This is a genomic window from Legionella quinlivanii (assembly GCF_003265995.1).
Classification (GTDB): Bacteria; Pseudomonadota; Gammaproteobacteria; order Legionellales; family Legionellaceae; genus Legionella_C; species Legionella_C quinlivanii_A.
On sequence record NZ_MVJN01000006.1, the window covers coordinates 47,160 to 64,414 of the forward strand.

Below are 17,255 nucleotides of genomic sequence, written 5' to 3' on the forward strand. Positions count from 1 at the left end.
AAGATACGTACTTTTTGAATGAAAAAATGAGGGGATTCCTCAGCCCGCGAAGGCGGGGATCCATCTCTAAGCTCGCTATAATGCCAATTGAGGAATGGATTCCCGCCTTCGCGGGAAAGACAAAATTTCCTTAACTTAAGGGCAGTGGGGCCAGGGATATTGTTTTTAGATTAATTTGAAACAGCGTTTAAAGTTCTCAGTAGTAATGTTAGCAACCTCTGCATAATCCATCTGTCTTAAATCGGCAACTGCCTGAGCTACATATTTAACCAGCGCGGGGTGGTTTTGTTTTCCTCTGAAGGGAACAGGCGCAAGATACGGGGAATCAGTTTCAATTAATAAACGATCCAATGGCACTTTTCGAGCAACATCGTGCAAAACGGCTGCATTCTTAAAGCTGACAATTCCAGACATTGAAATATAAAAGTTCATATCGAGAGCCTGTTTGGCGATATCCCAGGTTTCTGAAAAGCAATGCATTACCCCGCCAATGGCGTCCGCATTTTCTTCTTTCATCACTCGAAGTGTATCCTCGGCTGCCTGACGGGTATGAATAATCAGAGGTTTATTTGACTGAATCGCTGCCCGAATATGCTCGCGAAACCGGGAGCGTTGTAAATCAAGCCCATCTTCAGTCTCGGTTCGATAATAGTCAAGTCCGGTTTCCCCGATGGCAATACAGGCGGGATGGCTTGCCATTTGTATTAGCAATGGGGCATCAGGCTCCTTCTCAATCAGGCTATTGGGATGCAGGCCAACGGAAATACTCACCTGATTATATCGCCTGGAGATAGCGCACAAAGTATCATAATCAGACAAATCGACGCAGACACAGAGAAAGTGCTGGACATCATTATCCTCTGCTTGCTGGATGACGTTATCCAGATTATTGTCAAATTCGGTTAAATCGATAAAGTTTAAATGGCAGTGGGAGTCAATCAGCATAACATTACATCGTATCAGTCATTTGAGATGATTTTAGCATGCCAGCAAGGTGAGTTTCTATTTTATTCGCAAAATTACGGGCGTCAGGATCAATAAATTGAAGCCCCAGGCCCGGCGGTTTGCTGCCTTGTGAACCTCGGGGAGTGATCCAGACTACCCGTGCCGTTACACGATAGGTTTGTGTCTCATTAGGCAAGTTAACCAATAACACGACTTTGGTGTCTATAGCATAAGACTGTAAGGTTCTTACAAACAGGCCGCCATTTTTTAAAAATGGCATATAAGCCATATATAATGCACTTTCGGAAGGATAAGCACAGTTAATTACTGGAACTTCCTCGCTCATTTTTGCATCCCTGTTTTGTCATAATTAATAGATTTTCCAACGCCAGCAGCGGGTTCACATTCATATTATGGTTCAAATTCCTGGTAATAGCATTTATTTTATCCAAAACCATGAATAATGAAAACAAGTGAAAGCCTGAGGCGAGTTGGCCAAGAGCTTGAGAGTTAACATGGCCTGGAAGCTGTTTCAGCAGTTTAGCCTCGATCATTTCTGAGCATATTAAATACAGGATCCAGGTTAATTCTACTAAAGGATAAACCGCCCATTTTGCGGCAAGCTCACAGGCTGAGTATTGGTTATTACTTAACTTCAGCAAGTCCTCAATAATTTTCGGCAAATCGGCGGCAAGTTTTCCGCGTTCGCTCTCCGGATTATAACAAGAAGCCAGGCTTAAATGACCTTCAGATTCAAACCTGTCTGTAAATCGCCATAATTGGCATCGGCTGATGATGGTCGGGAGCAGCGTACCCATCTGCTCGGCCAATAAGATGAAATAGACATTGGCAGGCGGCTCTTCGAGGATTTTTAATAAAGCATTGGCTGCAAATTGATTCATTTTCTCTGCAGCATAGACTATAACTACACGCGTATACCCTAATTGAGGGCTGGTATAAACACTGGACTGTAAGTCCCGGATTTGCTCAATCTTAATCCCTGCCCCCGCTTTTTCAGGCATAATCAGCTGAAGATCGGGATGCTCTTTACTGTTTGCCAGAGTGCAGGATTGGCAGTGCTCAATATCTGAATGCAGAGAGGAACATAAAATACTTCGAGCTATTTGCAGTGAAAACAGCTCCAGCGACAAATGCGCGGCTCCTACCAGCATCAAAGAATGACTGAGCTTGCCTTTTCGTGCCATCTCAACAAAATGCTGCCAGTGTTGGTAATGAGCGCGTATTAAATGCGCCGGTTCAGACAAATTCACCACAGCTCCCAAACTATCAATTAAAAAATGCTTCCAGACTGGAGATAACCTGCTCCTGAACTTCATTTAGGGACAGTTCCGCATCAATAATAACGACCTTTTCCATCGTGCTGATTTTATGATGATAAGCTTGATAAACCCGGTTAAAGAAGTCCATAGATTCACGCTCTATACGATCAGCCTCTCCCCTTCCCCTGGTTCGGGCCAGCCCATTCTCGGGTGAAATATCAAGAAAAAAAGTCAAATCAGCCTGAATATTATCAAGGCAAAAAGAGGACAGCTGATTAAGAAACTCCATATTGAGTCCACGCCCCCCGCCCTGATAAGCAAAACTGGATAACTCAAATCGATCGGCAACCACCCAGCCGCCCTTTTTCAGGGTTGGATGTATAAGCTCTTCCAGCAATTGGACTCTGGCTGCATACATTAGTAATAATTCGCTTCGCGCTGCAAGAGTCTCACCAGGATAATTTTCCTTTATGATTTCGCGGATTTTTTCTCCAATACGCGTTCCGCCTGGCTCGCGGGTAAGAATGACTGAATCAATTCTTTTTGTCAGAAACTCTTTAATGGTATGAATGACAGTTGATTTACCTGCGCCCTCCATCCCTTCAACGACAATAAATTTGCCTTTTGACGTCATTCATGCCCCTTAATCAGATAGCGAAAGATAGCGCGGCGTTGTTCATCATAATTAGTGGAAAAGTAATGCGAGCCATCACCTTTAGCCACATAATATAAATAATTGGTTTTCTCGGGCTGGGCCGCAGCGAAGATAGCATTTTTTCCAACCATTGCAATCGGTGTCGGCGGCAATCCCTTGTTACGATAGGTGTTATAAGCAGAGTTTATGGCGAGGTCCGCATGGGTTAATTTTCCTTTAAAATCAGAACCCATTGCATAAATAACTGTAGGATCCATCTGCAGCGGCATATGCTTCTTTAAACGGTTGACAATAACTCCTGATATGATCCCGCGCTCTTCTGCAATAGAGGCTTCCTTCTCCAAAATCGAGGCTACTATAAGGAGGTCATACGGTTCTTTATAAGGGAGATCTGCAGCCCGCTGCTGCCATGCCTCATTAAGTACCTTAAGGAGATTTTTGTTTGCAAGTTGAATTATTTTTTTTGCATCACTCCCGGCATTGTAACGATAGGTATCTGCCAGCAATAAGCCTTCCGCTGTTTCATGATTACCAATAATTAGCTTAAAATCATCCGGGCTGAAGTACAGATAAGGAGTTTGTGTAAACTGCTTTTCAACCTGAGCAAGTGTTGTTCCTTCGATAATTGCCAGGGATTCAATCAATACCTTCCCTTGAATTATCTTCTCAAGGAAATCAAGCGCTGAATCGCCGGGTTCGATTTCATAGACTCCTGCCTTAAACTGAGCGGCAATCTTTTTCCATTTAATATAATTCAGCAGGGTTTGCTCGGACTCAATAAAACCTTGGGTCTTTAGTTGATGTACAATGGCACTGGCAGTGGAGTTAGGTTTGATTTCAATAATGAAGGGTTTGCCATTATCAATCATGGCTGAATGTAAATCGTTGTGAATAAAATAAGCTTTATAGCCGAGAAAAATCAAACTACATACCAAAAACAGAACGGCGAATAGCTTGATTACCCGGCCAAACATTTATACACGCTTGAATAGTAAGGAACCATTAGTCCCGCCGAACCCAAGAGAATTGCTTAACACGTAATCAACTTTTCTCTTTTGCGGCACATGTGGAACATAATTCAAATCGCAACCCTCATCCGGGTTATCCAGGTTAATAGTGGGCGGTACGATTTGATCCTTAATTGCGAGCACGCTAAATATCGCTTCAACTGCTCCAGCTGCTCCCAACAGATGACCAGTCATCGATTTTGTAGAGCTAATAGCCAGATCATAGGCATGAGTACCAAATACTCGTTTAACAGCCTTGGTTTCATTCATATCATTGAGATAGGTCGAAGTTCCATGTGCATTGATGTAATCAACAAGCTCAGGCTCAATCCCTGCATCATGAATAGCCGCTTCCATTGCTCGAGAGGCTCCATCCGCATCTTCATCAGGCGCTGTAATATGATAGGCATCGCCAGACATGCCAAAGCCAGCAAGTTCGGCATAAATTTTTGCACCGCGAGCTTTTGCGTGTTCGTATTCTTCGAGAATGAGAATGCCTGCGCCTTCACCCATAACAAAACCGTCACGGTCCTTATCCCAGGGGCGTGAGGCTTTTTCTGGCTCTTCATTTCTTTTTGATAAGGAGCGAACAGCAGAAAAACCAGCCAGGCAAAGCGGTGTCGTAGTCATTTCAGCACCACCGCAGATCATTACATCTGCATCGCCATAAGCAATCATTCGCCCTGCCAGACCAATATTATGCGTTCCAGTAGTACAGGCTGTTACGACTGAAATATTAGGGCCTTTAAGGCTATGGCGAATTGAAATCTGTCCGGCAACCATGTTAATGATGCCTGCGGGAATAAAGAAAGGGGATACTTTTCTTGGCCCACCGGTTACCAGCTTATCCTGATTATTAGTGATTGTCTCAATACCACCAATTCCTGCACCTACAGCCACACCGGTACGAAGGCTTAGCGTCTCATCAATCACTAATCCAGAATCAGCCAGAGCCTCATCAGCAGCCGCAATTCCGTATTGGGTAAATACATCCATTTTGCGGGCATCTTTCAGCGGCACGTAATCCTCAATGTTAAAATTCTTAACCTTTGCCCATATTTTGGTGGAGTATTCAGCAGTATCAAAACCTTCAACCAGTCCAACACCGCTTTTACCAGCCAATATATTTTGCCAGGTTTCCTCGACATTAAGTCCAACAGGGGTAACCATACCCATCCCAGTGACTACAACACGCCGCTTACTCAATGAATACTCCTCAATTATCAGGCTTCTTCTTTATTCAGGTTTGATTCAATATAATCAATGGCTTCCTGAATAGTAGTAATTTTCTCTGCTTTCTCATCAGGAATCTCAGTCTCAAATTCCTCTTCCAAAGCCATAACGAGTTCAACAGTGTCTAATGAATCAGCACCCAGATCATCAACGAAAGAAGCATTGTTTTTCAACTCTTCTTCTTTAACGCCTAATTGTTCGACAACAATTTTACGAACCCGCTCTTCAACTGTACTCATAACTAGTGTTTCCTCTTTGTTAAAAAAATTTATGAAGGTAGTTTATTCAATTCTTGCAAGAACGCAAGAAATTAATCCATGTACATTCCACCATTCACGTGAATAGTCTCTCCAGTGATATATTTGGCGCAATCAGAGGCCAGAAAAGCGACTGTTTGAGCAATATCATCAACAGAACCCAGACGTTTCATGGGTATTCTTTTCAGCATTTCATCTTTAACCATATCTGGCAGGATGCTGGTCATATCGGTATCAATAAAACCAGGGGCCACCACATTTACTGTGATACCCCGGCTTGCCATCTCCTGAGCAAGTGATTTACTGAATCCAACAATTCCTGCTTTGGCAGCAGTGTAATTAGTCTGTCCTGAGTTGCCGCTGGCCCCTACCACTGAGCCTATAGTGATAATACGACCCCAACGCGCCCGAAACATCGGCTTGATACAAGCCTTGCTCATGCGAAATACAGCAGTTAAATTCGTTTCGATAACTTTAAGCCACTCCTCATCGTCCATGCGAAGTAACAGATTATCGCAAGTGATCCCGGCGTTATTCACCAGAATTCCAGGCAGTTTTTCCTGATCAGAAAGCTGCGACATTAAATGCTCAATGGCGTCCTTATTGGTAACGTCCAAAGCGGCACCCTCGCCAGAAAGGCCTTCCTGTTTGAAGTAGTCGGAAATAGTCTGGCTGCCGCTTTCAGTCGTTGCGGTACCTATAACATAAGCCCCTTGCCTGGCTAATGTTTTTGAAATGGCCATGCCAATACCACGTGTCGCACCGGTAACCAATGCAATTTTACCCTGAAGATTTATCATTCCAAGCTCCGAATTAATAACTTTCGCTCATTTCCCATTGCGACAAAACCGCTTCCATCGAATCATTGTCATGAACACAAGCGGCAGATAATGAACGGTCAATTCGCTTGACCAGGCCAGACAATACTCTGCCTGGTCCGCATTCGATGATATGCTCCACTCCATTGGCTCTGAATAATTGTATAGTCTCTACCCAACGAACAGGACGGTATAACTGCTCTTTCAAGAGCGTTCTCATTTGCTGGATAGATTGATAAACAGCAAGATTCACATTACTGACCACAGCAAAATCCGGCAGCCTGAAATCAGCAGCATTCAAATCACTCTCAAACGCGCTTGCGGCGTCTTTTAATAAATCGCAATGACAGGGGACACTAACAGGAATAAGCTTTGCAAGCCTGGCGCCGGCTTCTTCCGCATTTCTAATAGCATTTTCTACGGCAGCGCTATGACCCGCAATAACCACCTGACCTATCGCATTGTAATTGGCAGGGCTCACTTTAAACTGTGAGTCACTTGATTGTTCACATAGCTCCACAACCTGCTCGTCAGTTAAGCCAACAATAGCAGCCATAGCGCCCAAACCCATTGGTACTGTTTGTTGCATTAACTGACCGCGCTTTTCAACCAGTTTTGCTGCTGTTTGAAGAGTTAGCGCATTAGCGCAAACCAAAGCGGCATACTCACCGAGACTATGCCCTGCCATAAATCTTGGACGTGGTAAATCCTGTTGTTTTAATGCTCTGAAAACAGCAACATCCGCTGTCAGCATTGCGACCTGCGTGTATTCAGTTTGATTAAGACGGGTTTCCGGACCATTCTGAACCAAATGCCATAGGTCATAACCTAATGCGTCAGATACCTGATTGAATGTTTTATGAATAACAGGGTAGGCTTCAGCAAGCTCAGCCAGCATACCTACTGATTGAGATCCCTGTCCGGGGAATACAAATGCCAGATTTGCCATAAAATAAATCTCCAGAATGGATTAGTAACGAATGACCAGGGCACCCCAGGTCATACCGGCACCAAAGGATTCAAGAAGTAATAACTCATCACGTTTAATGGAGCCATTTTTGATTGCAAAATCAAGAGCCAGGGGAATAGAGGCAGCAGACGTGTTACCTTGATTCTCTATAGTAACAATGACCTGAGACATCGGTAAGTCCAGTTTTCTGGCGATTCCCTTAATAATCCGAATATTGGCCTGATGTGGAACTAACCAGTTTATGTCTGATTTCTTCAGCTGGCTGGCTTCAAGAATTTCATCAACAATGTCACCCATGATGTTAACTGCAATTTTAAACACCTCGTTTCCGCGCATGCCAATATAGGAGCGCTGGCCTTGAGTCGTAAAATTTTCATAAGTGAGTAAAGCATCCGCATCAAAAGAGGAATGCAGTTTACTGGCAATAATTCCATCTCTTTCGGAGTCTGCAGACAAGACAACAGCGCCTGCGCCATCGCCGAAAAGAATACTGGTAGAACGGTCTTCCCAATTTACTGCGTGAGACATACGCTCACTACCTATTACAAGAATATGCTTTGCAGCTCCAGAACGGATAAAATTCCATGCGTTGTCCATAGCATAGACAAAACCACTGCAGGCAGCACTGATATCAAATGCCGGAATTGGTTTTTTTATATTCAGTGCTTTTTGAACATGACAGGCCATGCTCGGAAAAAAATGATCAGGGGTACAGGTTGCGACAATAATGACGTCGATATCGTCTGCTTCAATAGTAGAAGACTCCAGTGCTTTCCTGGCAGCTTCTGACGCCATAAAAAAAACAGTTTCCTCATCATTGGCAATATGTCTGCTGCTGATACCTGTTCTGGAATGAATCCACTCGTGAGTGGTATCCAGTCTGGACTCAAGTTCGACATTGCTTAACTGATGCTTTGGTAAGTAACTGCCTGTACCATTAATTACAGCATTTTTCATAACAATAAGCCTTGATTGATAAAATCGGTTATTTGCTCACGCACAAGGTCCACTACATTGTTCTTAACTTGTAAAATTGCTTCTTCAATGGCATTTTGAAAAGCCAGTTCGTTTGCACCGCCGTGGCTTTTAATAACAATGCCATTTAGCCCTAGCATACTGGCCCCATTATATCGGGCTGGATCCATACGGGTTTTAAGATGATTTAGGGCAGGTTTCGCAATCAATCCCGCGAGTTTGGTTAAAAATGAGCGTGAAAAGGATTCCCTGAGAACAGACAGCATTAACTTGGCCAATCCTTCGCTTGCTTTTAAGGCTACATTACCAACAAAACCATCGCAGACTACCAAATCTACTTCACCAGAATAAAACTGGTCCCCTTCCACATAGCCAACATAATTCATGAGTGTACATTCGGCCAGCATATGAGCGGTACGTTTTACCTGATCATTTCCCTTGATCTCTTCTACACCAATATTTAGCAATGCGATTTTGGGTTGACGTTTTTTATCAACAGCCTGGATTAGAGCCGAGCCCATTACAGCAAACTGAAAAAGATGCTCAGCACAGGAATCCACATTAGCACCCAGATCAATGACCCGGGTTTTTCCCTGCTGTGTCGGCAAGGTAGCTATTATTGCCGGACGATCAATACCGGGTAAGGTTTTCAGGACAAAACGCGCGGTAGCCATCAATGCGCCGGTATTTCCAGCACTGACACAGGCCTCTGCCTTTCCTTCTTTCACCAGATTAATCGCAACGCGCATGGATGAATCTTTTTTATTTCGCATTGCCTGAGACGGCAGTTCATCCATACCCACAATTTCAGAAGCATGCACTACTGTGATTTGCTCTGGATTCGCAGTATGTTTTTTTAGCAATGAGTTAACTTGTGTTTGATCGCCAACCAGAATCAGCTTAAGTTCCGGGTTTTGCTGAACAGCTCGAACACAAGCAGGAATCACCACCTTAAGGCCATGATCCCCTCCCATCGCATCAACGGCAATTGTTATGCTTTTCAAGCGAATTACTCTTCTTTCTCGTCTTCGTAGACATTATCGGTGTCAAGCACTTTGCGGCCACGATAATAACCATCCGGGGTGATGTGATGTCGGCGATGCGTTTCACCTGTTGTGCTATCTACGGATAAAGTAGGTCCGGTCAAAGCATCGTGTGAACGTCGTTGATCACGGCGTGAGCGTGATTTTTTATTCTGTTGAACAGCCATTGTATTACTCCTAGGCGAATAGTCTAATGTTGGGCGAAATATTACCCATTTTTTCCCTATAATCCAAGTCTTAGTGCAACTAATATTGGAATTTAGCAAAAATTGCTGCGTATTATACTTCAATTTCCCATTATTCGGAAATTTCCGCGATTTATTTTAAATGTTCATGTGTTGTTGCATTTCAGCATCGCAATCCTCGACATGCTCATGAAGCATTGGACTGTAGAGAAATAGCTCATCAGTAACCAGTTGTTTCAAGTCAACCTCATCCTTCTCATAAACCACTGTCTCAAATTCAGCCATCAGTTTTTCAGCAATGGTTTCAGAGGCACATAGAGCGAGTTCCGTTGAATTGGAATAATCGCAGGTAAATTCATTTAAACATCGCTGGCAGATGATTGTCAGCTTTCCGCTCACGGTCATACTTAATAAATAATAATTTCGACAAAACTCAATCTTAAACTGACAGACCAGCTCACAAGGTGGCTGGATATGCTGCGGCAGACGCTCAGTCAGTTCGATTAAAGCCTGCTGATAGTCATGATATTCGGGGTATTTTTTCAGATTAATTATCATAAAAACTCAATTCCAGGTAACTCCGTCTGGAGCGCATATATGCGCAACCGACGTACAGTGTAAATCAGTTAAATCTTCACCGGATTTATGGTCAAAGGCTCGCGATCAGTATAAACGGATACGCCGAAGGGGCCAATATTTTTTCCTGTACATCGATATCTCAGGTAATCAATAAGATGCAGGGTCAAAGCAGCGATGGTTCTGGTATTATGCCGTTCAAATTGGATCCAGCTTGCTTTCTTCCCTTCTTTATTCTCGGAAACACCAAATAGCACCTCTTTGAGAACGACTCCCGAAAATGAATATTGCTGCACAATAGACTGATGAGATGAGCGGCGCTTCTGCAGTCGCTCTTTAAACTGCATAGATATTTCAGAATAAAAAAAACCATCATCTTCAAATCTAAGATGTGCGCCTTTTAACATTTCTTCAAGAATTTCTGCCGTCAGGCGCTTATTGTGGTTCAAATCAAGGCGCAATCTGTTAACCACAAGTATAATAAAATTAATCTCCGAATGAGCGGCTGGAATAATTTCGCCGTTTTCGATTAAATGCCTGATAGATAAACTTTCACGATAGGTATTTTCAATTTTACAGAAAAATTTAGTCAGTCTGGCGATTTCAGGCATAATTGTTCGGATATTATTGGGGAAGATACTTTAAGTATATTTTACTTGTGAAATAACGCCATTCTCCATGATCACGATTGAAAGTGCAGAGCCGCCCCGTATTGCTGAGGTAAATTATTAAAATTTCCTAAAGACTTATTTTTGCATCATTCGTACAAATATTAACAATTAATGCTAAGTTAATACATATATATATATAAAATAAATGGATTAGCTATGTGGGAAAAACTGGGAGAAGGAACATTTAATGTTGCTTACGTTAATGAAGACAGAACTAAAGTCTTTAAAGTTCAGAAATCTATAGGTCAGCATGGATATGTACCGCCTACCGACGGGCCTGAACGATCAGCGAGACTATGGAATGAGATAAACAGTAATTATCCACCACCAGCCTATTTACATACTGATAATGACAGTATTCCGCCCAAATCAGGATGGGTTTGTCCTTTTATCAAGGGTAAAAATGCTTCTGACCGGGAGATAAGTGACGCACTGTTAGACATTTTCAATCGTACTGGTCGCATTGTCCTTGATGCCTATGTACCTGGAAATTTTAAGAAAGACGAAAAGGGTAATATTGCCTGTGTTGATATTGGAATGGCATTCCAGTTGCAACAGCAAGAAGAAGCCTTCTTTGCTCAATATCGAAAAGGGGCCAGACCTACGAGCATGATAAGCAACTCTGAATGGAAGCGTGGCTATGACAAGATTTATAGCACTTTTCCTTTTATCACAACAATCATTGCCTCTAATACAGTGAATACGACCAAAGCATTATTATTTATCAAAATGAATCGTCCAGACATCTATAATATTGATTTTTTAAAATCAGACAAATCCCTGATTAAAAAGTTGGCCGCAGCTTATGATGAATCAGTAAACCCATCATTACCTCAACCCAAGCAAGAGGTAATTTCGAATGCTACACAGATTCTTCAGCATGAAAAACCTGTTACAATGAATCAGTTAAAAGAGAGCTGTAAAGCTGAGCTTGAACGATATATCAATTCTCGGGGCACTTTAAATCTCGACGGCGAGTTTAGCCCATCTTTCAGGACTAAATTTTTCAGAAATCAAGCATTAACAGCTAGAAAAGTAGACGTCGCAAAAGAGCTGCTTCAAGAACTAGACCGTGCAAACAGCCCGGAAGATATTCAATTAGCTATCCAGAAGATTAAGGAAGACCCAGGACTTGTCAGTCAGGGAGTAATTGCGGATGAACTTCTAAATAGAATAAACAAATGTTCATTTATTATTGACAATGTTGTGAGTGAACTTAATCTGACTGCATCTAACAGTCAGGGGCTATCTCATTGACCTTCATGATTATAGGCAAGGTCAATTCCAGTGAGTTTTCTCAGTTTAACTCCTATTTTTTCATAATAGGGTTTTAGTATGAAGCCACTTGGCTTAAAATAGATATATTTTAAACATTTGTAGAATTATGAAAGCAAAGGTGATTGTGGGTATGTCCGGAGGTGTCGATTCCTCAGTGGCTGCCTGGTTACTCAAGGAACAAGGCTATCAGGTCGAAGGCTTGTTCATGAAGAATTGGGAGCAGGACGACCAAGACAATTATTGTCCTGCAGCAGTAGATTTGGCAGACGCAGAAGCAGTCGCAAGCAAGCTGAATATCCCTCTGCACTGTGTTAATTTTTCAGGTGAATACTGGAATAGAGTTTTTACTCATTTTTTAAATGAATATGAATCCGGAAGAACACCGAATCCAGATGTACTTTGTAATAAAGAAATCAAATTTAAAGCTTTTCTGGATTATGCCTTAGGTATGGGGGCTGATTTTATTGCAACCGGTCATTATGCTAAAATCAAACATGAAAGCCCATTCCCTGCATTGCTGAAAGCCAAGGATCGTGAGAAAGACCAAACTTACTTTTTACATGCAGTAGAACCTTCTGCTCTTGCTAAAACTTTATTTCCAATAGGTGACTACCACAAGGCGGAAATCAGAGAAATGGCCAAAGAACTGGGATTGATTACCCATGATAAAAAGGATTCCACAGGAATTTGTTTTATTGGCGAAAAGAAATTTAAAAACTTTCTGAATGAGTTTATTCTGGCCAAACCAGGTCCAATAAAAACTACAAAAGGTGATATGATAGGACAACATGATGGTTTAATGTTCTATACACTGGGGCAAAGGCAAGGCCTGGGCATTGGGGGGCTTGCTAACTCAGGTGACGAGCCCTGGTATGTAGTTGATAAGGATCTGGCGAATAATACTTTAGTTATTGCCCAGGGACAGAGCCATCCAATGCTTTATTCGCAAGGGTTGATGTGCAGTGAAATTCACTGGCTTGCGGATTATAAAGATCAATTGCCAATCACCTGCTTTGCTAAAACCCGATACAGGCAAACAGAGCAAGCCTGCATCATTTCACCACTGAATAATAAGCAGCATTGTGTGATGTTTGCAGATCCTCAGCGGGCAGTTACTCCCGGGCAATATATTGTGTTCTATGATAAAAACCAATGCCTCGGTGGTGCTATAATTGAGCAAAATATTCGATAAACTGATACATTTTTTTGGAGTTACAAATGGACGCCACAATGACAGAAACCTCTTCCGTTCATTTTACCGTCAGTGCAGCCGACAAGGTTGCCTCTTTATTGGCTGAAGAAGATAATCCTAAACTCAACCTCCGGGTTTTCATTAGCGGTGGAGGGTGTTCGGGTTATCAGTATGGCTTTACGTTTGACGATGTCATTAATGAGGACGATACCATCGTCTCCCAGCAATGCTCAGATGGCAGTTCACGAGTGAATTTATTGATTGATTCTATGAGCTATCAATATCTTTCTGATGCTGAAATCGATTATGTCAAAGGCATACAGGGCGAACAGTTTGTAATTCGTAACCCTAATGCAAAAACAACTTGTGGTTGTGGTTCTTCTTTCAGTATGGATGAGGATGAGTAGTATTTTATTTCTATTTCCCCATATCTGCCATTAAGTTAAAGTCAGGGCTTTGTCATTCCCGTGAAGGCGGGAATCCATTCATCAGTTGAAATTATAGTTAGCTCAGAGATGGGTCCCCGCCTTCACGGGGATGACAGTTTGATATACAATTGAGCTTAACTTTTTGCAGTTGGTTCTATCCTTTCCTGCTACGTCCCGCGACATGTTCGCGGGATCCAGGTGTAGACTTAACTCTAGTAAGGTCTAACAATGACTTTTGTTCCAATCTTGACGAAATTCTGATTCAACCATTTAGCATCGCCAGGTCTTACGCGAATACAGCCGTGACTGGCATTGTAATTGGGGACATCAGGAGATCCGTGTATTGCATAATATTTACTGAAAAACATACAATAAGGCATGGGAGCTCCGCCCTTTCCCAAAGGATAACGGCTGGAACGGCATCCTGCCCCGCTTTTACTCATTACCCGATAAGTTCCCGAAGGGGTTTTACAAGAGCGTCTGATATCACGGCAGTAATGACTTCCACCGGATGCTTTTCCGCTTCGTACCACTTTCCCATTACTGGATATCGCAACCCAGGTTAATTTCCTCGGATTAAAAACAAAGGTATTAGAGGCTACATTAATGTGGGGTACATTGTCTGGAATTATTGCATTGTCGGCATACGCATTATCGAATACACAAAAAGCCAATGCAGCGAGGATGAATTTGCGGAGGTTTCTTGCTTCCATGATCTGTCCTTTAGATGATCCTAACCTAAATATAGTTCATTTATTAGGCAGTTCCAGTCTTCAGGAATTAAGAGCTGTTTTGCTGATAATCAAAATAGAAGGATTTTTACTTTTATCAAGCCATTGAAGCAGCAATTGCAGATTTTTTTCCTCCATTGCAATGCAACCATGTGTTCCCTGATTCTCAGAACGCCATATTCGGGTATTGTACATCGCATGGATTAGCTTCTTTAGCCCAGCACGTCGGGAGGGCATATACACTGGCCAGTAGTCCAGTAACAATCAGGAAATTTTTCATCATAGATCCGCTGGTCTACCTGGTGTTGAAAAGCCAATAGCGAAGGCTTGTGGCGATCCGGAATTATTTAATTGATCCAGGAAGACCAGCTTGAAATACCCTTTATCTGCTAAAGAGCTCAAGTCAGTATTTTCCGGATAATATTTTAATAGTGGAAAAAATAGGGATTGACCAATCACATAGCGCTTATCTTTGGTTGGGGGCGATAATCCCCATATGTTCTGATAAGTGATAGCCTCAGATTCATTATTGGAGGTACTCTTATTGCCCAAATAGAGCATGACATGGCCGCCGATATAGATCAGAGTCATTAAGGGATGTCCTTTCTCTTTTAATAATGCCAGGCGTTCATCCACATTTTTTTGTGATAAATCCACCACCGAACCCAATTGCCCCTGCTGAGCAGAATTCCGAGGCAGCCAGATTCCCAAAGGAGTGAACAGGCTTTTTAATTCCTGTGAGCAATCATTATAAAAATAGGCCCCACCCCATCCATAGGGTCTGTTTTGTAGTTGTCTTAGCAAGTTAGAAATCGTTTTTTTGGTTGCGGGAACAGGCATAACCTCAGATGAGTCACTATTAATCAAACCCACTCTGATAATGGCCTTATTGTGATTGTCTTTCGCAGGAATGAGCACCGAGGTAGTCCGCTTATTACGTTCCACCAAAGGAAAAACCTCACCGATGTACCCTGTAAACTGAGAACTACCTGTCTTATCAAATACTTCGGTTTGTGTTTTTGTAATTGCAATAAGTTTCTTTCTAGAAGTCTTTTGCCATTGATTGATAAATTCACCGGAAGCAAGAGCAATATCATTGCTCTTAACCCAGGCAAAATAGGCATCAGGAGTTAAAACCAGCGCCCATGCTTTGTCGTTTGAATAAGCAAAAACATAAAGCGGTGTGCCACTCCAAATTGCCGACTCCTGTAAATTATCGAAGGGAAATCCTTGTCCTGGCAGGCTGAAATGGTAAAAAATCAGGAGCTGCCTCAGGCAGCGCGCGAGCGTAACTATTATTAATTGCAATAGCTCGGTTTGCTTCAGAAAACTCAAGGGTTTCCAAAGCAGCAAGATTCATATTGTGCTTTATTCTATTTAACCATTTGGCATCATGTTCTTTAAAGTTTTCACCATAATGACGTGCCGAAGGTTCCTTGTTTTTATTATTGAATTCATCCAGTATTTCCAGTTCAGTTTGCTTTATTTTAGGAAAAAGTGAACGGACAAGGCCTTCACTCCAGGGAGACAGACCATTCGCATCACTTGAGTAATAATGTTGATAGAACTGCTCTACCTGCAGCTCCTGATAATTACTGCTTAATATCGGTGCATCATAATCAATGCTATCAGCAGGGAGATAATCATTGACATTTTGCGAGTACAGATCAAGCGGGAAATCATAAATTGGAACTTCAACCGCATGCCCGTTTACCGGAATTAAAATAGCAAGAATGCAAAATAAAGCGAATGATCTTAAAGCAAATCCTGACATTAAAACACACTGAATGGTCTATTTTGCACCATTCTATCATATAAATTTAATCGCTTAAAGAAGAGTGTATTTACACCTCCTCCTCAAAGCGATTGACTCCCGATTTTTTTACTAAAAATTCTATAAAATTTTTGTGGCCCGCTAGCTCTTCTTCACTGGCGCTATACACCGGAATATTATACTGAACATTACTGACTACCGCTTCGGTTTCAACAATAATTTGCTGCTCTTCTTCCAGATCGCTGCCAAATAAGCTGGTTTGCCCGCCAGTCATTGCCAGATAAACAAATGCCAAGATTTCAGCATCAAGGAGCGCTCCATGAAACTGGCGATGCGAATTGTCAATTTCATAGCGTTTGCAAAGCGCGTCGAGACTATTTCGCTGGCCAGGATGTTTTTCTTTTGCCATCACCAGGGTATCAAGGACCATGCAATATTTATCAAGCCGATGCGGATGCTTAAGATGCCCGAGTTCAGCATTGATGAAGCCCACATCGAAGGGGGCATTATGAATGATTAATTCGCTATCGCAGATGAAATTGAGAAACTCATCCATAATCTCAGAAAAACGTGGCTTATCTTTTAGAAATTCGGTACTAATCCCATGTACTCTAAATGCCCCTTCATCTACTTCCCGTTCAGGATTGATATAAACATGGTAGTGCTTACCGGTTAATTTTCTATCCAGAAGTTCTACACAGCCAATTTCAATAATACGGTGTCCCGCATCATGACTAATACCCGTAGTTTCTGTATCAAGAACGATTTGGCGCATAAACTTATCTCTCTGATTTAGTTTTGTAATAATTCTGAAATAGCAAGATTTGCCAGCTCGTCTGCCAGCTCATTTTCGACATGACCGGAATGCCCTTTCACCCAATGCCAGTTAATCTGATGTTTCTGAGCCAAAGCATCAAGCTGCTGCCAGAGATCCGCATTTTTTACAGCTTCTTTTTTAGAATTTTTCCACCCATTTTTCTTCCATTGAAAAAGCCATCCTGTCATACCTTGACGGACATATTGGGAGTCGGTGTATAGCTCTACCTGGCAAGAACGATTCAAAAGAGTAAGTGCCTGAATGGCAGCCATCAGTTCCATTCGGTTGTTTGTAGTATGCGCTTCCCCACCATATATTTTTTTTTCCTGGCCTTTGTAGCGTAATAAAGCCCCCCATCCACCAGGACCGGGGTTGCCTTTGCATGCTCCATCAGTAAAAATTTCAACAATCATAGTGAAT

General features: G+C 42.3%; 23 protein-coding genes. 3 read left to right on the forward strand and 20 right to left on the reverse strand.

Annotated features, from left to right (window positions below):
• Positions 1-165: 165 nt before the first annotated feature.
• From B1207_RS08545 to B1207_RS08610, 14 genes are all read right to left on the reverse strand, one after another.
• Positions 166-945 (reverse strand): TatD family hydrolase, encoded by a 780-nt coding sequence (locus B1207_RS08545; protein ID WP_112219574.1) that lies wholly within the window; start codon positions 943-945, stop codon positions 166-168.
• Between the two features lie 4 nt (positions 946-949).
• Positions 950-1,291 (reverse strand): PilZ domain-containing protein, encoded by a 342-nt coding sequence (locus B1207_RS08550; protein ID WP_112219575.1) that lies wholly within the window; start codon positions 1,289-1,291, stop codon positions 950-952.
• On the reverse strand, positions 1,266-2,216 hold the full coding sequence (locus tag B1207_RS08555) for a hypothetical protein (protein WP_172458224.1): 951 nt from the start codon (positions 2,214-2,216) through the stop codon (positions 1,266-1,268). The genes B1207_RS08550 and B1207_RS08555 overlap by 26 nt, the downstream gene beginning before the upstream one ends.
• A 16-nt stretch (positions 2,217-2,232) precedes the next feature.
• Complete coding sequence (gene tmk, locus B1207_RS08560) at positions 2,233-2,859, reverse strand: dTMP kinase (RefSeq protein ID WP_112219577.1); 627 nt, start codon at positions 2,857-2,859, stop codon at positions 2,233-2,235.
• On the reverse strand, positions 2,856-3,854 hold the full coding sequence (gene mltG / locus B1207_RS08565) for an endolytic transglycosylase MltG (RefSeq protein WP_112219578.1): 999 nt from the start codon (positions 3,852-3,854) through the stop codon (positions 2,856-2,858). The genes tmk and mltG overlap by 4 nt, the downstream gene beginning before the upstream one ends.
• The gene (gene fabF / locus B1207_RS08570; RefSeq protein ID WP_112219579.1) at positions 3,855-5,093 is read right to left on the reverse strand and encodes a beta-ketoacyl-ACP synthase II; all 1,239 of its coding nucleotides are present in this window, start codon (positions 5,091-5,093) and stop codon (positions 3,855-3,857) included.
• Positions 5,094-5,110: 17 nt separating this feature from the next.
• The gene (gene acpP / locus B1207_RS08575; protein ID WP_058506471.1) at positions 5,111-5,359 is read right to left on the reverse strand and encodes an acyl carrier protein; all 249 of its coding nucleotides are present in this window, start codon (positions 5,357-5,359) and stop codon (positions 5,111-5,113) included.
• A gap of 71 nt (positions 5,360-5,430) precedes the next feature.
• A complete protein-coding gene (gene fabG, locus B1207_RS08580) occupies positions 5,431-6,177 on the reverse strand; it encodes a 3-oxoacyl-ACP reductase FabG (protein WP_112219580.1) in 747 nt (248 codons plus the stop codon).
• Between the two features lie 13 nt (positions 6,178-6,190).
• On the reverse strand, positions 6,191-7,144 hold the full coding sequence (fabD, locus tag B1207_RS08585; protein ID WP_112219581.1) for an ACP S-malonyltransferase: 954 nt from the start codon (positions 7,142-7,144) through the stop codon (positions 6,191-6,193).
• 21 nt (positions 7,145-7,165) lie between these two features.
• On the reverse strand, positions 7,166-8,122 hold the full coding sequence (locus B1207_RS08590) for a beta-ketoacyl-ACP synthase III (RefSeq protein WP_112219582.1): 957 nt from the start codon (positions 8,120-8,122) through the stop codon (positions 7,166-7,168).
• Positions 8,119-9,144 carry a phosphate acyltransferase PlsX gene (gene plsX / locus B1207_RS08595; RefSeq protein WP_112219583.1) on the reverse strand — a complete coding sequence of 342 codons (1,026 nt, stop codon included), beginning with the start codon at positions 9,142-9,144 and terminating at the stop codon, positions 8,119-8,121. Before plsX ends, B1207_RS08590 begins: the two co-directional genes overlap by 4 nt.
• Positions 9,145-9,149: 5 nt before the next feature.
• The gene (gene rpmF, locus B1207_RS08600) at positions 9,150-9,350 is read right to left on the reverse strand and encodes a 50S ribosomal protein L32 (RefSeq protein WP_058506476.1); all 201 of its coding nucleotides are present in this window, start codon (positions 9,348-9,350) and stop codon (positions 9,150-9,152) included.
• Positions 9,351-9,506: 156 nt separating this feature from the next.
• Positions 9,507-9,926 (reverse strand): YceD family protein, encoded by a 420-nt coding sequence (locus B1207_RS08605; RefSeq protein ID WP_112219584.1) that lies wholly within the window; start codon positions 9,924-9,926, stop codon positions 9,507-9,509.
• 68 nt (positions 9,927-9,994) lie between these two features.
• Positions 9,995-10,555, reverse strand: a complete 561-nt coding sequence (locus B1207_RS08610; protein ID WP_112219585.1) for a hypothetical protein — start codon at positions 10,553-10,555, stop codon at positions 9,995-9,997.
• Positions 10,556-10,771: 216 nt separating this feature from the next.
• On the opposite strand from B1207_RS08610, the gene B1207_RS08615 reads away from it, so the two are divergent.
• From B1207_RS08615 to erpA, 3 genes are all read left to right on the forward strand, one after another.
• On the forward strand, positions 10,772-11,872 hold the full coding sequence (locus B1207_RS08615) for a hypothetical protein (protein ID WP_112219586.1): 1,101 nt from the start codon (positions 10,772-10,774) through the stop codon (positions 11,870-11,872).
• Positions 11,873-11,999: 127 nt separating this feature from the next.
• Complete coding sequence (gene mnmA, locus B1207_RS08620; protein ID WP_112219587.1) at positions 12,000-13,085, forward strand: tRNA 2-thiouridine(34) synthase MnmA; 1,086 nt, start codon at positions 12,000-12,002, stop codon at positions 13,083-13,085.
• A gap of 26 nt (positions 13,086-13,111) precedes the next feature.
• Entirely contained in the window at positions 13,112-13,492 is a 381-nt protein-coding gene (erpA, locus tag B1207_RS08625) for an iron-sulfur cluster insertion protein ErpA (RefSeq protein ID WP_058506481.1), read from the forward strand.
• A 233-nt stretch (positions 13,493-13,725) separates the two neighbouring features.
• Here erpA and B1207_RS08630 read toward each other — a convergent pair whose 3' ends face one another.
• The 6 genes from B1207_RS08630 to rnhA form a co-directional block, all read right to left on the reverse strand.
• Positions 13,726-14,226 carry a L,D-transpeptidase gene (locus tag B1207_RS08630; protein ID WP_112219588.1) on the reverse strand — a complete coding sequence of 167 codons (501 nt, stop codon included), beginning with the start codon at positions 14,224-14,226 and terminating at the stop codon, positions 13,726-13,728.
• A gap of 60 nt (positions 14,227-14,286) precedes the next feature.
• Entirely contained in the window at positions 14,287-14,481 is a 195-nt protein-coding gene (locus B1207_RS15860; protein ID WP_146740053.1) for a hypothetical protein, read from the reverse strand.
• A gap of 42 nt (positions 14,482-14,523) precedes the next feature.
• Positions 14,524-15,552: an SH3 domain-containing protein gene (locus B1207_RS08635; RefSeq protein ID WP_253255817.1), complete on the reverse strand. Its 1,029-nt coding sequence runs from the start codon at positions 15,550-15,552 to the stop codon at positions 14,524-14,526.
• Complete coding sequence (locus tag B1207_RS16085; RefSeq protein WP_253255818.1) at positions 15,458-16,018, reverse strand: NlpC/P60 family N-terminal domain-containing protein; 561 nt, start codon at positions 16,016-16,018, stop codon at positions 15,458-15,460. The genes B1207_RS08635 and B1207_RS16085 overlap by 95 nt, the downstream gene beginning before the upstream one ends.
• 70 nt (positions 16,019-16,088) lie before the next feature.
• Positions 16,089-16,793, reverse strand: coding sequence for a DNA polymerase III subunit epsilon (dnaQ, locus tag B1207_RS08640; RefSeq protein WP_112219589.1), 705 nt, complete (start codon positions 16,791-16,793; stop codon positions 16,089-16,091).
• Positions 16,794-16,810: 17 nt separating this feature from the next.
• A complete protein-coding gene (gene rnhA, locus B1207_RS08645) occupies positions 16,811-17,248 on the reverse strand; it encodes a ribonuclease HI (RefSeq protein WP_112219590.1) in 438 nt (145 codons plus the stop codon).
• Positions 17,249-17,255: the final 7 nt, after the last annotated feature.